Source organism: Nonomuraea cavernae (assembly GCF_040655715.1).
In the GTDB taxonomy this organism is placed as follows: domain Bacteria; phylum Actinomycetota; class Actinomycetes; order Streptosporangiales; family Streptosporangiaceae; genus Nonomuraea; species Nonomuraea cavernae_A.
The window spans coordinates 75,585-88,755 of record NZ_JBFAKL010000026.1 but is presented as its reverse complement, the minus strand read 5'-3'; the positions used below and the strand labels follow the sequence as shown (position 1 = coordinate 88,755).

Sequence of the window (13,171 nt, the reverse complement as noted above, 5' to 3'; positions counted from 1 at the left end):
TCCGGCGCGGGTCGGATGTGGGTCAGGCGCCGTTCCTGAGCTCGCGCTTCAGGATCTTGCCGGCCGCGTTGCGCGGCAGCGACGGCACGAACACGACCGTCCTCGGCAGCTTCGGCCCCGACAGGCGGGTACGGCAGTGCGCTTCCAGCTCGGCCCCGGACACCTCGGCGCCGGGCAGCCGGACCACGTACGCGGCCACCCGCTCGCCCCACTCCTCGTCCGGCAGGCCGACGACCGCGGCCTCCGCGACGCCGGGGAAGCCCTGCAGGACCTCCTCCACCTCGCGCGGCGCGATGTTCACCCCGCCCGAGATGATCATGTCCTTCTTCCGGTCGACGATGTAGACGTAGCCGTCGTCGTCGCGCACCACGATGTCGCCGCTGCTCAGGAAGCCGTCATCGGTCACGCAGGCCGCCGTCGCGGCCGGGTCGCGCAGGTAACCGCTCATCAGGTACGGCGAGCGGCTGAACAGCTCGCCCGGCGTGCCCGGGCCCACCGGGAGGCCGTCGTCGTCCACCACCCGGATCTCCGTCATGAACCAGGGCTGTCCCACCGAGCCGGCCTTCCGCCGAGCGTCGGCCGGGCGGCAGTCGGTCACGATGCCGGCCTCCGTAGACCCGTACAACTCGTGCACCCCGACCCCGGGGAAGGCGTCCAGCACCCACTCCTTGAGCGCCCGGGGCAGGGCGGCGGCGTTGAAGTAGATCGTGTCCAGGCTCGACAGGTCGTGCCGGCGCAGCGCGGCCTCGCCCAGCGCCCTGATGCCGTGGGCGTGCGTGGGCACGAGGAAGACCGACTGGGCGCGTTCGCGTTCGATCATGGCGAGCAGGTGCTCGGGGTCCCAGGTGCGCAGCATCGCGACGGTGCCGCCGGTGTGGACCGGCGCGTACCCGAAGGCGAAGCCCGCGCCGTGGTACATGGGCGCGACGGCGATCGTGCGGCGGCCGGTCGCGAGGCCCCACTCCAGCGCGGAGCCGTAGAAGGTGAGGGACCGGGAGCGGTGGCTGATCACCACGCCCTTGGGGTGGCCGGTCGTGCCGGAGGTGTAGGCGACGCAGAACGGCTCCAGCTCGCCGACCGGCACGCGCGGGTCGGCGGCCCGCGCGCCCTCAAGCGCGCTCTCGTACGGCCGCTCCGCCCCGGCCCCGCCGATCGACAGGACGGTCCCCGGCGTCGCCCCCGCCGTCAGCCCGCCCAGCTCCTCGGCCTGGATCAGTGCCCGGCTCTCCGAATGCCCGAGGACGTACGCCGCCTCGACGGCGGTCGAGCGGGGGTTGACCGGAACCATGACCAGGCCCGCCTTGGCGATCCCGCACGCCACCTCCGGGTACTCCAGCCGGTTGCCCAGCAGCACGGCCACCCGCTCGCCGGGCCGCAGCCCCTCGTCCAGCAGCACGTTCGCCAGCCGGTTGGACCGCTCGTCCAGCGCGCGGTAGGTCAGCCGCCGATCCCCGTCGACCACGGCGGTCGCCTCCGGCGTCGCGACCGCGAACTCCCGGACCCCGCCCGCGATCGACAGCGCGGCACCACCGGGCAGCAGCGGCATCGAAGCCCACCTCGTTTCGCAGGAAGGAACACTATTTCCGTAGAGCATGTATCGCGGCTCCGGCCTCCGTCAACGGAAAGTCTGACGTTTTCCCGTACGCTTGCTCCTGTGAGCACGCGCCCGCCCGCCTACCAGTCGCTGGCCGCCGAGTTGCGCGCCCAGATCCTGGCCGGGGTGCTCAAACCGGGCGACCGGCTGCCCGTGGAGCCCGAGCTCTCGGCCGCCCACGGAGTCAGCCGCAGCACCGTCAGAGAGGCGCTGCGCCTGCTGGCCAGCCAGGACCTCATCGCCACCGTGCGCGGCGTGGCGGGCGGCAGCTTCGTCGTCACGCCCAGGCCCGAGCAGGTCAGCGAATACCTGCACGCCAGCCTCAACCTGCTGACCGTCGACACCCAGATCACCGTCGACCAGCTGCTGGAGACCCGTGAGCTGCTGGAGGTGCACGCCACGGGCCGGGCGGCGCTGCACCGCACCGACGACGACCTGACCGGGCTGCGCGCGACGCTCTTCGACCCCTGGCAGCTGCGGCCGGAGGAGATGTACGAACCGAACAAGGCCTTCCACGCCCTGCTGCTGCGCGCCTCGGGCAACCCGCTGCTCGAAGTCGTCGCGCGGCCGGTCTTCCAGGTGCTGGACGAGCGGTTCCTGCGCCGGCGCGCGCCGGGACGGTTCTGGCACGAGATCGACCACGACCACCGTGAGATCGTCGCCCGCGTGGCGGCCCGTGACGAGGCCGGCGCCCGCGAGGCCGCCCGCGCCCACCTTGACCGGCTGCGCACCACCTACCTGGCCATCGACCGGGCCCGCGCGCACGCGGCGGGCCAGGTCAGCGACGCGGAGGGCCAGGTCAGCGACGCGGAGGGTCGACCCGGGCGCCGTCCGGAGTGAAGATCATCAGGCGGCTGACGTCCACGGCCACCTTGGCCGCGTCGCCCGCGCGCCAGACCGGCCGGCCGCCGAGGCGGACGACCAGGTCGGAGCGGCGGTGGAAGCCGCTGCCGACGTTCTGGCCGACCCGTTCCTGTTCCTGCGGCTCCTCCTGTTCGCGGCCGCCGAACATCCGGCGCACCATCCCGCCGAACCCGCCCGGCCCGTCGTGGCGCTCCCTGGCCCGGCCGCGCGGATCCGGCGGCTCCGGCACCGCGGCCGCGGGCACGCCGCACTCGACGTAGGCGAGCCACTCGTGACCGTGGTACTCAAGGGCGCGCACCCGCCCGAAGAACGACGGCCCGTCGTACGACTCGGGAACGGGCGCCAGGCCGTCCGGGCGCAGGCCCACCAGGATCTGGCCGCCGGTGTGCTGGGAGACGGCGTACGCCCTCGGATCGCTCCAGGGGATCATCAGCCGGTGCGTCCCGAAGTCGAGCAGCACGAACTCGTTCTGAGGCGTGTACACGGTCGCGGCCAGCAGGTTGAGCTGCTGGGAGTTGAGGAAGGAGGCCACGAACGCCGTCGCCGGATCGTTGTAGATCTGGGCCGGCGTGCCGACGTCCTGCAGCACGCCGCGGTTGAGGATGGCGATCCGGTCGGCCAGGGTGAGCGCCTCGACCTGGTCGTGGGTGACGTACACGGTGGTGACGCCGAGCGACCTGACCAGGGCGGAGATCTCCATGCGCAGCTCGGTGCGCATGCCCGCGTCGAGGTTGGACAGCGGCTCGTCCATGAGGAACAGCTTCGGCTGGCGGACGATCGCGCGGCCCATCGCGACCCGCTGCCGCTGGCCGCCGGAGAGCGTGCCGGGGCGGCGGTCCAGGGTCTCGTCGATGTGCAGCGCCTTGGACAGCTCGGTGACGCGCTCGCGGGTCATCTCCGGGTCCGACTTGGCGATCTCCAGAGGGAAGGAGATGTTGCCGCGCACCGTCCGGTGCGGGTAGAGGGCGCCGCTCTGGAAGACCATGGCGACGTCGCGCTCGCGCGGAGGCAGGTGATTGGCCATCTGGCCGTCGAGCCACAGTTCGCCCTCGGTGATCTCCTCCAGGCCCGCGATCATGCGTAACAGCGTGGACTTGCCACAGCCCGACGGCCCCAGGAGCACCAGAAACTCACCGTCGCCCGCCTTCAGGCTCAGCCGATCGACCGCCAGGTGGCCGCCCGGGTAAATCTTGGTCACGTTGTCAAGTACGACCGAGCTCATGGGCCCACACCTTGCGCGCGTGTCACCTGTGACGGGGCAGATTGGAGAGGTAGTACATCGCGCCTTAATACTGTGTGTCCACCCTTGACATGAAAGATCTCTATACCTGGAGATTTCGGGTGTCAGGTTCGGCCGACCGTAACGCGAAATAGTGGGACATATGGGACTATGGAAAATAGTTGCGTAAAGTTGCCGCAATGGATTTCATGGGTCGGGGACCGTTCCGGGGGTTGAGATCATGACAAGTGAACGTGACGCCATGATCCGTCAACGGCCCGGCGGCGCCCACGCGCCCGGCCGCGACCGGGCGCCCCGCGCCGCCGATGTGCCCGGCGCGCCCGATGCGGCCGCTGCGCGAGCCTCGCGGAAAGTAAAGTGTCCCGCATGAACGGTCACGCGCGCCTCGCCGACATCGCCGCCCAAGCCGGGGTGAGCGAGGCCACGGTCAGCCGGGTGCTCAACGGCAAACCCGGCGTCTCGGCCGGCACCCGCCAGGCCGTGATGACCGCGCTCGACCTCATGGGCTACGAACGCCCGCCGCGCCTGCGGCAGCGCAGCAACGGCCTGATCGGCCTCGTCACCCCCGAGCTCGACAACCCCATCTTCCCCGCGTTCGCCCAGGCCATCGAGAAGGCACTGACCCAGCACGGCTACACGCCCGTGCTCTGCACCCAGTTGCCCGGCGGCGCGCCCGAAGACGAGTTCACCGAGTTGCTCGTCGACCGCGGGGTGAGCGGCATCGTGTTCGTGTCGGGCCTGCACGCCGACACCACCGCCCGGATGGATCGATACACCCGGCTCACCGACCGCGGCCTGCCGATCGTGCTGGTCGACGGCTACAGCGAGCACATCGACGCCCCGTTCATCTCGCCCGACGACCGGCTCGCCGCCCGGCTGGCCGTCCAGCATCTCGCGGACCTCGGCCACGAACGCATCGGGCTGGCGCTCGGCCCGCGCAGGTTCGTGCCGGTGATTCGCAAGATCGAGGGCTACAAGCAGGCCATGGCGCGGCTGCTCGGCGCCACCGAGGTCGACGACCTGATCGCCAGCTCGCTGTTCTCCGTCGAGGGCGGCCAGGCCGCGGCCACGCAACTGCTGGCCGCCGGCTGCACCGGCATCGTCTGCGCCAGCGACCTGATGGCGCTGGGCGCGATCCGCGCCTGCCGTCAGCAGGGCCTGGCCGTGCCCGGCGACGTGTCGGTGGTCGGCTTCGACGACTCGCCGTTGATCGCGTTCACCGACCCGCCGCTGACGACCGTGCGCAAGCCGATCGGCGCGATGGCCACCGCGGCCGTGCAGACGCTGCTCGAAGAGATCAACGGAGCCCCGGCCAAGCACGTCGAGCTGATCTTCCAGCCCGAGCTGGTGGTACGCGGCTCCACCGGCTCCGGTCCGCTGGTCAGCCGCTGACCCACGACGTCTGACCCACGACGTCCCGCACCGGAGCGCTCGCGCCGGCCCCGTCGGGAATTCTCGACACCCACGCGATGACGGCCACCAGCAGCACCAGCAGCACGATCACCACCACCACGGCCGTCAGGCAGCCCACGAACACGCTCCTGCGCGGCTTGGCCACCGGGAACATCCCCGGCGGCGGAAGCGGGCCCTGCCCGGTCTGATGATTGGGCGGTCCCTGCATGGGCAACGGGCCCTGCCCCGTCCGGTGCGCCGACCGCCCACGCCCTCCCGGCGCCCGCGGCGCGGCCGAGCCGCCCACCGGCCCGGCGGGATGGCCTGACGGCGCCTGCGCGGGCGGGCGGGCCGAGGGTGGCTGGCCGCCCGGATGGGCCGGAGGAGGACCGGCGGGATGCCCTGACGGCGCCTGCACGGGCAGGCGTCCGGACGGCGGCTGGCCGCCCGGGTGGGCCGCCGGCGCCGGTCCAGCGGGATGGCCTGAGGGCGCCTGGCCGGGTGGGGCGGCGGGATGGCCTGACGGCGCCTGGCCGGGTGGGGCGGCGGGGGGCTGTTGCGCGGGAGGGGGCGCCGAAGGTGCCGGTCCGCCGGGGTGAGCGGGACGCGGACCATGCGAGTTGGGCGGCTGGACCGTGGGTGGGTGGGGTGAGGGTGCTTGCCCGGCGTGATGCCGCGAGGGCAGGGGGAACGGGGGCAGGTCGGAGGGGTTCCACGAACTGGAGAGGTGGCGCGTCGCGGCGAGCTGGGCGGCGGGTTCGTCGGCCGCGCCGACCAGCTCCAGCAGCAGTTGCTTGGCGGCGGGCCGGCGGACGGGATCGGGGTGGATGGCCGCGGCCACCAGCCGGTCGAGCGGAGCGGGAAGACCCCGCAGGTCAGGCGGCGCGGTGCGGGCGCGCGCCGCCATGACGTAGGCGTCGCCCTCGCCGAACGGGTGGCCGCCCAGCCCGGCGTAGGCGATGAGCGAGCCCCAGGCGAAGACGTCGCCGGCGGGGCTCGTACGCCCCTCGAACACCTGCTCCGGAGCGATCCAACCAGGTGTGCCCATCACCATGCCGGCGTTGGTGTGGCGGGAGCCGACGTGGGACGAGCGGGCCAGCCCGAAGTCGATCACCCGCGGCCCGGCCAGGGTCAGCATGACGTTGGCCGGCTTGAGATCGCGATGAACCAGACCGGCCGCGTGGATCGCGGTCAGCGCCGCCGCCACGCCCACGGCCGCCGAGTGCAGCACGGACGGCGTCAGGGCGCCGTGCTCGATCAGGTGATCTTCGAGCGAGATGCCGTCGATGTATTCGGTGACGAGGTAGAGGACGCCTTCGTGCTCGCCGTGGTCGAGCACGCGGGCGGTGCAGAACGAGGCCACCTTGCGGGCGTTGGAGACCTCCTCGTGGAAGCGCGCCCGGTAGACGGGGTCTGCGGTGAAGTCGCGGCGGATGGCCTTGAGCGCCACCTGCGAGCCGTCGGCGGCCCTGGCGAGATAGACGGTGCCCATGCCGCCCGAACCGAGGCGGCTGAGCAGCTCGTAGGGGCCGATCGCCGGTGGATCCTCGGGCGTCAGCGCGCTGCCCGCGGAGCGACCCTGCTGCCCCAACGTCGCTGTCCTCTCGCCGTCGTCGTCTTGTCGCCGCAACCGACCGATCCTCCGCCCGGCATGCCCTTTGACACCCCAGACTCTAACGGAGGAAGAGCCCGCCCCGTGGCGCCCCGACGGCGCGGCAACCCCGGCGCCGGCGAGGGAGCGGCACGCGGGGCGCGTCAGCCGAGGACGGCCGCGTCGGCGGCCAGCTTCTCCACGCGGCCCCAGTCGCCCGCCGCGAGGGCATCGGCCGGGGTCAGCCAGCTGCCGCCGACGCAGCCGACGTTCGGCAGCGCCAGATAGCCGGGGACGCTGGACGCCCTGATGCCGCCCGTCGGGCAGAAACGGACGTCCGGCAACGGCCCGGCCAGCGACTTCAGATAGGGCACGCCGCCCGCGGCCTCGGCGGGGAAGAACTTGAGCTCCTTCAGCCCCCGTTCGGCCAGCGCCATCGCCTCGGACGCCGTGGCCGCGCCGGGCAGGAACGGCACCCCGCTCGACTCCAGCGCCTCGACCAGCGACAGGGTCGTGCCGGGGGAGACGAGGAACTTCGCCCCGGCCTCCAGCGATCTAGCGATGTCGTCGGAGGCCCGGATCGTTCCGGCACCGATCACGGCCTCGGGCACCTCGGCGGCGATGCGGCCGATCGCCTCCAGGGCGCAGTCCGTACGCAACGTCACCTCGATCACCGGGAGGCCGCCCGCGACGAGCGCCCGCGCCACCGGCACGGCGGTCTGGACGTCGTCGATCACCACGACGGGGATCACGGGTGCGAGGTCGAGCAGGCTCATCGACGGTTCTCCTCTGGTGCGAAGAAGGGCGTGCCGACGCCGGCGCGCTGGGCCAGCCAGGCGGCGGCGCCGGTCAGCGCCGGCTGCGGCGCGACGATCAGGGTGGTCGCGATGCCGGACAGGTAGTCGGACATATCCGGATTGCTGGCGAACCTGGCGCGGAAGCCGCAGGCACGCACACGTTCCACGATACGGGGCAGCACCCCGCCGCCCAGGTAGACCCCGCCACGGGCGCCGAGGGTGAGCGCGACGTTCGCGGCGAAGCTGCCCAGCATCCCGCAGAACACCTCGACCGTCTCCGCGCACAGCGGGTCGTCGAGGCGCGCCACGATCTCCGACGCGGTCAGCGTGTCCGCGGGCACGCCGTTGACCGCGGCCAGCGCCCGGTGCAGCCGCGCCAGGCCGGGACCGGACAGGACGTGCTCGGCCGCCACCGGTCCACGGGCTCCCAGCACGCGGACGAGCTCCAGCTCCCGCTGGTCCAGGACCGGCACCGTGACGTGCCCGCCCTCGCCCGGGACCGGGATCCAGCCGCCGTCCGACGGCACCAGCCCGGCCACGCCCAGCCCGGTGCCGGGCCCGAGCACGGCCTTGACGCCGTGGCCGGGCGGCGGGCCGCCCAGCGGCTCCAGGTCGTCGCCGGCGAGGTGCGGCAGCGACAGGGCGAGTGCCTCGAAGTCGTTGAGCAGCGCCACGTACGGGATGCCGAGGTCGCGCGCCGATCCGGCCCACGGCGAGTTCGTCAGCTCGTAGCGGTCGCCGTCGACCGGTCCGGCCAGGGCGAGGCAGGCCGCCCCCGGTCGGACTCCGCCCGCGTGTTCGGCGAGATAGGCGGCTATGGCTTCGGGGAGGGTCGCGTACTCGGCCCCGGGCAGGACCGCGACGTGGGCCGGCCGGGTGCCCGGTGCGGTGACCAGCCCGAACCGGGCGTTGGTGCCACCGATGTCGGCCACCAGCCACGGCGGCTCCAAGGCGCTCACCACGACTCGGCGCCGCTGACGCCGAAGATCCCGGCGCCCTGCTCGGCGTGACCGGCCATCCGGCGGAAGGTCGCGAACAGCTCGCGGCCGGTGCCGACCCACTGGGCGTCGCTCAGCGGTCGGCCCTCGGGCGCCCGGCGGGCCAGCTCCTCGGCCGGGACCAGCGCCTCCAGCGTCCCGGCCGCCGAGTCGAGCCTGATCACGTCGCCCTCGCGGAGCAGCGCGATCGGGCCGCCTTCGGACGCCTCGGGCGACAGGTGGATGGCCGCGGGCACCTTCCCGGACGCGCCGGACATCCGGCCGTCGGTGACGATCGCCACGCGCTGTCCCCGGTCCAGCAGCACGGCCAGCGGCGGGGTGAGCTTGTGCAGCTCGGGCATGCCGTTGGCGCTCGGCCCCTGGTAGCGGATGACGGCCACGAAGTCCTGCCCGTCCAGCTCGCCCGCCTCGAAGGCGCGCAGCAGGTCGAGCTGGTCGTCGAAGATCTTGGCGGGCGCCTCGATCACCAGGTGCTCGGGCCTGACCGCCGACACCTTGCTGACCGCGCGGCCCAGGTTGCCGTCGACCATGTGGATGCCGCCGTCGGCCGCGAACGGGGCCGACACCGGCCGCAGCACGTCCGGGTCGGCGCTGCCCGTGGTGACCTCGCTCCACACCAGCTCGCCGCCGGCCAGGACGGGAGCCGACCGGTAGTGGCCGAGTCCGCGTCCGGCCACGGTCAGCACGTCGGCGTGCAGCAGGCCCTCGTCGAGCAGGTCGCCGATGAGCACCTGCATGCCGCCGGCGTCGCGGAAGTGGTTCACGTCCGCCTGGCCGTTGGGGTAGATCCTGGTCAGCGACGGCACCACCTTCGACAGGCAGGCCAGGTCGTCCCAGGTCAGCACGATGCCCGCGGCGGCGGCCATGGCCACCAGGTGCAGCGTGTGGTTGGTGGAGCCGCCGGTGGCCAGCAGCGCGACGCAGGCGTTCACGATCGCCCGCTCGTCGACCAGCTCGCCCACCGGGGTGTACTCGGCGCCGTGCGCGGTGATCTCCACGGCGCGGCGGCCGGCCGCCCCGGTCAGCGCGTGCCGCAGCTCGGTGTGCGGGTTGACGAACGTCGAGCCCGGCAGGTGCAGCCCCATGACCTCCATCAGCGCCTGGTTGGAGTTGGCGGTGCCGTAGAAGGTGCAGGTGCCGGGGGAGTGGTAGGAGTCGGCCTCGGCGTCCAGCAGCTCGGCCCGGCCCACCTTGCCCTCGGCGAACAGCTGCCGGGTGCGGGCCTTGACCTTGTTCGGCAGCCCCGACGTCATCGGCCCGGCCGGGACGAAGATCGCGGGCAGGTGCCCGAAATGCAACGCGCCGATCAGCAGCCCCGGGACGATCTTGTCGCAGACGCCGAGCAGCAGCGTCGCGTCGAACATGTCGTGCGACAGCGCGATCGCCGTCGCCATGGCGATCACGTCACGGCTGTAGAGCGACAGCTCCATGCCGGGACGCCCCTGCGTGATGCCGTCGCACATCGCGGGCACGCCGCCCGCCACCTGCGCGACGCCACCGGCCGCGCGCACGGCCGCCTTCAGCTCCGCCGGGTACGTCTCGTACGGCTGGTGGGCCGAGAGCATGTCGTTGTAGCTGGTCACGATCGCCACGCCGGGCTTGACGGTGCCCCGCAGGGCGGACTTGTCCTCGGCGGACGCGGCCGCGAAGCCGTGCGCCAGATTGGCGCAGCCGAGGTGCGCGCGAGCCGGTCCGCGCCGCCGGGCCGCCTCCCCGTCGCGCCGGATCCGCTCCAGATAGACGGTACGGCTGGCCCGGCTGCGCTCGGCGATCCTGTCCGTGATCTCCTGGATGACCGGATTCACGCTTCCTCCTCGTGCCAGGCGCGACCGCTGCGGCCGAGCAGTTCGTGGGCGCCCGCGGGGCCGGTCGACCCGGCGGGGTAGGGCTCGGGCAGCTCGGCGGACGACTCCCAGGCGGCCAGGATCGGATCGATCCAGCGCCAGGCCGCCTCCACCTCGTCGCGGCGCATGAAGAGGGTCGGGTTGGCCGCGAGCACGTCCGTGAGCAGCCGCTCGTACGCCTCGGGGACCCGCGTGGTGAACGTCTCGCCGAAGCTGAGGCTGAGCGGCACCGGCTTGAGCGCCACCTCTCCGGCGCCGGGCTCCTTGGCCATGATGTGCAGCTCGATACCCTCCTCCGGCTGCAGCCGCAGCACGAGCCGGTTGGGCGTGCCGCCGGGGAAGATGGAGTGCGGCACGTCCTTGAACTGCACCACGATCTCCGACGTCCGGCGCGGCATCCGCTTGCCGGTGCGCAGGTAGAAGGGCACTCCGGCCCAGCGCCAGTTCCTGATCTCGGCGCGGATCGCGGCGAACGTCTCCACCCGGCTCGACGCCTCGGTGGGCGGGGTGGAGCCGGGCTCGTGCAGGTAGCCGGGCATCCCGGCGGCCTCGGTGTACTGGCCGCGCACGGTGAACCGGTCGGCCTCGGTGCCCGTGATGGGCAGCAGCGACTGCAGCACCTTCACCTTCTCGTCGCGGATCGCCTCCCGGTCGTTGCGGGCCGGGGGCTCCATCGCGGTCATGCAGAGCAGTTGCAGCAGGTGGTTCTGGACCATGTCGCGCAGCGCGCCCGCGTGGTCGTAGTAGCCGCGTCTGCCGGGCGTGCCGACGGTCTCGGCGACGGTGATCTGCACGTGGTCGATCCAGAGGGAGTTCCAGATCGGCTCCAGGAAGGCGTTGGCGAAGCGGAGCACGAGCAGGTTCTGCACGGTCTCCTTGCCCAGGTAGTGGTCGATGCGGAAGATCTGCCGCTCGTCGAAGATGGCGCCGACCTCGTCGTTGATCCGGCGCGCGCTGACCAGGTCGTGGCCGAGCGGCTTCTCCAGCACGACCCGCGAGCGCGGGGTCACCAGCCCGGCCGCGGCCAGCTCGCGGCAGAACGGGCCGAACGTCCTCGGCGGGCTGGCCAGGTAGAACACCCGGTCACGCTCCTCCTGCCCGGCCAGCAACGCGGCCAGCGCGTTCCACCCGGGCAGGTCGGTGTCGTCCCCGCTCGCCCGGCGGCCGACGTCGACCGACACGTGGTGCAGGCGGCCCAGGAAACGCCGCCAGCCGCCGGGGTCGTCGACCGGCACCTGGCCGCGTACGTCGGCGTCCACCTTGCCGCGGAAGTCGTCGTCGGTCAGGCCGCCCCTGGACATGGCGATGATGCGGGTCTCGGGGGAGAGCCGGCCATCGCGGTCGCAGTGGTACAGCGCCGGCAGCAGCTTGCGCATGGACAGGTCGCCGGTGCCGCCGAAGACCACCAGGTCGGCGGCGTAAGCGGTGGCGGACGTCGAGAGGGGGGACACGGGGAGATACTCCGATGATCTATCAACCAGGGACAGAACGGACATTAGTGGGAGTTTGGGTCAGGCACAAGCAGAGTTTTGCTATCTGAGATAAGAAAGTCAGGACTTTTCATTACCTAACTCTGTGTGGTTCACTTGGCCGATGTCTCGACGTACCGCCGCGAGCCTCGCCACCAGTGGTGAGGTGCTCCGCCTCATCCGCACAGGTGAGGCCGTGACGCGCGCGGACCTCGGCCGGGTCACCGGCCTGTCCCGGCCCGCGGTGCAGCTGCGCGTCGCCGAGCTGCTCGAACGCGGGCTCGTGGTCGAGCGCGCCGATGCCCCCTCCACCGGCGGGCGGCCCCCGGTCCGGCTGGAGTTCGACGCCGCCGGCGGCGTGGTGCTGGTGGCCGCGCTGGGCGCGAGCCGCACCCGGGTCGCGGTCTGCGACCTGGCCGGGCGCGAGCTGGCCGGGCGCGACTTCGCCATCGACGTGGAGCAGGGGCCCGACGTGGTGCTGCCGCTGCTCATGGACACCTGGGACGACCTGCTCGGCGACCGGCCCCGCTCGATGGTCAAGGGAGCGGGCATGGGCGTGCCCGCCACGGTCGAGTTCGCCGAGGGCCGCGCCGAGAGCGCCCGCGTGATGGCCTCGTGGACCGGCGTGGCGATCCCGCCCGTCGTCCGCGAGCGGTTCCCGGTGCCCGTGCTGGTCGACAACGACGTCAATGTGCTGGCCATCGGCGAGCACCGCGGCGTCTACCCCGAGCTGGCCGACCTGATGTTCGTCAAGGTGTCCACCCGCATCGGTGCCGGAGTCGTCGCGGGCGGTGAGATCCTGCGCGGCGCGATGGGCGCGGCGGGCGAGATCGGGCACATCCCGGTGCGCGACGGCGGCGGCGTGCTGTGCCGCTGCGGCAACGTCGACTGCGTCGACTCCGTGGCCAGCGGCACCGCGTTGCTGCGCGACCTGCGCGCCGCGGGCAAGGACGTCAAGAGCGTCGGCGACGTGACCGCCCTGGTGCGGGCGGGCGACGCCGAGACGATGGCCATGGTGCGCGAGGCCGGGCGCCGCATCGGCGAGGTGCTGGCCGGCGCCGTCAACATCCTCAACCCGTCGGTCCTCGTGCTCGGCGGCGACGTGGCCGAGGCGTTCGGCCCGCTGGTGTCGAGCATCCGCGAGGTCGTCTACCGGCGTTCCACCGCGCTGGCGACCCGTCGGCTGCGCATCGAGGCGAGCAGGCTGGGCGCGGGGGCGGGCATCAGCGGGTGCGCGGTGATGGTGCTGGACCACGTGCTGTCGCCCGACGCCATCGACGACAGCCTGGCCAGGCGCTGAGCCGCGAGCGCGGCCCTAAGGCGTTGAGGCGTTGAGGCGTTGAGGCGCTGAGGCGCTGAGGCGCTGAGGCGCGAGCGCGGCC

General features: G+C 72.8%; 10 protein-coding genes. 3 read left to right on the top strand and 7 right to left on the bottom strand.

Going from position 1 to position 13,171, the window contains the following annotated elements; all coding sequences use genetic code 11:
• Positions 1–22: 22 nt before the first annotated feature.
• Positions 23–1,546 (bottom strand): class I adenylate-forming enzyme family protein, encoded by a 1,524-nt coding sequence (locus tag AB0I38_RS31070; RefSeq protein ID WP_358487089.1) that lies wholly within the window; start codon positions 1,544–1,546, stop codon positions 23–25.
• Positions 1,547–1,654: 108 nt separating this feature from the next.
• Here AB0I38_RS31070 and AB0I38_RS31065 point away from each other — a divergent pair, with 108 nt between their 5' ends.
• Entirely contained in the window at positions 1,655–2,434 is a 780-nt protein-coding gene (locus AB0I38_RS31065) for a FadR/GntR family transcriptional regulator (protein WP_358487081.1), read from the top strand.
• Here the strand turns inward: AB0I38_RS31065 and AB0I38_RS31060 are convergent.
• Positions 2,394–3,680, bottom strand: a complete 1,287-nt coding sequence (locus AB0I38_RS31060; RefSeq protein WP_358487074.1) for an ABC transporter ATP-binding protein — start codon at positions 3,678–3,680, stop codon at positions 2,394–2,396. The two genes, AB0I38_RS31065 and AB0I38_RS31060, sit on opposite strands and share 41 nt — an antisense overlap.
• Positions 3,681–4,064: 384 nt before the next feature.
• Between AB0I38_RS31060 and AB0I38_RS31055 the strand changes: the two genes are divergently transcribed.
• Positions 4,065–5,090: a LacI family DNA-binding transcriptional regulator gene (locus tag AB0I38_RS31055; protein WP_358487065.1), complete on the top strand. Its 1,026-nt coding sequence runs from the start codon at positions 4,065–4,067 to the stop codon at positions 5,088–5,090.
• Here AB0I38_RS31055 and AB0I38_RS31050 read toward each other — a convergent pair.
• The 5 genes from AB0I38_RS31050 to zwf form a co-directional block, all read right to left on the bottom strand.
• Positions 5,080–6,681 carry a serine/threonine-protein kinase gene (locus AB0I38_RS31050; protein WP_358487054.1) on the bottom strand — a complete coding sequence of 534 codons (1,602 nt, stop codon included), beginning with the start codon at positions 6,679–6,681 and terminating at the stop codon, positions 5,080–5,082. The two genes, AB0I38_RS31055 and AB0I38_RS31050, sit on opposite strands and share 11 nt — an antisense overlap.
• Positions 6,682–6,845: 164 nt before the next feature.
• Positions 6,846–7,457, bottom strand: a complete 612-nt coding sequence (eda, locus tag AB0I38_RS31045; RefSeq protein ID WP_358487043.1) for a bifunctional 4-hydroxy-2-oxoglutarate aldolase/2-dehydro-3-deoxy-phosphogluconate aldolase — start codon at positions 7,455–7,457, stop codon at positions 6,846–6,848.
• Complete coding sequence (locus tag AB0I38_RS31040; RefSeq protein WP_358487038.1) at positions 7,454–8,437, bottom strand: glucokinase; 984 nt, start codon at positions 8,435–8,437, stop codon at positions 7,454–7,456. The genes eda and AB0I38_RS31040 overlap by 4 nt, the downstream gene beginning before the upstream one ends.
• Positions 8,434–10,281 carry a phosphogluconate dehydratase gene (gene edd, locus AB0I38_RS31035; protein ID WP_358487026.1) on the bottom strand — a complete coding sequence of 616 codons (1,848 nt, stop codon included), beginning with the start codon at positions 10,279–10,281 and terminating at the stop codon, positions 8,434–8,436. Before edd ends, AB0I38_RS31040 begins: the two co-directional genes overlap by 4 nt.
• Positions 10,278–11,816 (bottom strand): glucose-6-phosphate dehydrogenase, encoded by a 1,539-nt coding sequence (gene zwf, locus AB0I38_RS31030; protein ID WP_436838795.1) that lies wholly within the window; start codon positions 11,814–11,816, stop codon positions 10,278–10,280. The genes edd and zwf overlap by 4 nt, the downstream gene beginning before the upstream one ends.
• Before the next feature lie 97 nt (positions 11,817–11,913).
• On the opposite strand from zwf, the gene AB0I38_RS31025 reads away from it, so the two are divergent.
• Complete coding sequence (locus tag AB0I38_RS31025; protein ID WP_358487009.1) at positions 11,914–13,089, top strand: ROK family transcriptional regulator; 1,176 nt, start codon at positions 11,914–11,916, stop codon at positions 13,087–13,089.
• The last annotated feature ends 82 nt before the right edge of the window (positions 13,090–13,171 follow it).

Bases quoted from the DNA above. Each gene is read 5' to 3' on its own strand.
- AB0I38_RS31070 (WP_358487089.1), bottom strand. From the start codon at position 1,546: ATGCCGCTGCTGCCCGGTGGTGCCGCGCTGTCGATCGCGGGCGGGGTC.
- AB0I38_RS31060 (WP_358487074.1), bottom strand. From the start codon at position 3,680: ATGAGCTCGGTCGTACTTGACAACGTGACCAAGATTTACCCGGGCGGC.
- AB0I38_RS31055 (WP_358487065.1), top strand. From the start codon at position 4,065: ATGAACGGTCACGCGCGCCTCGCCGACATCGCCGCCCAAGCCGGGGTG.
- eda (WP_358487043.1), bottom strand. From the start codon at position 7,457: ATGAGCCTGCTCGACCTCGCACCCGTGATCCCCGTCGTGGTGATCGAC.
- zwf (WP_436838795.1), bottom strand. From the start codon at position 11,816: ATGTCCGTTCTGTCCCTGGTTGATAGATCATCGGAGTATCTCCCCGTG.
- AB0I38_RS31025 (WP_358487009.1), top strand. From the start codon at position 11,914: ATGTCTCGACGTACCGCCGCGAGCCTCGCCACCAGTGGTGAGGTGCTC.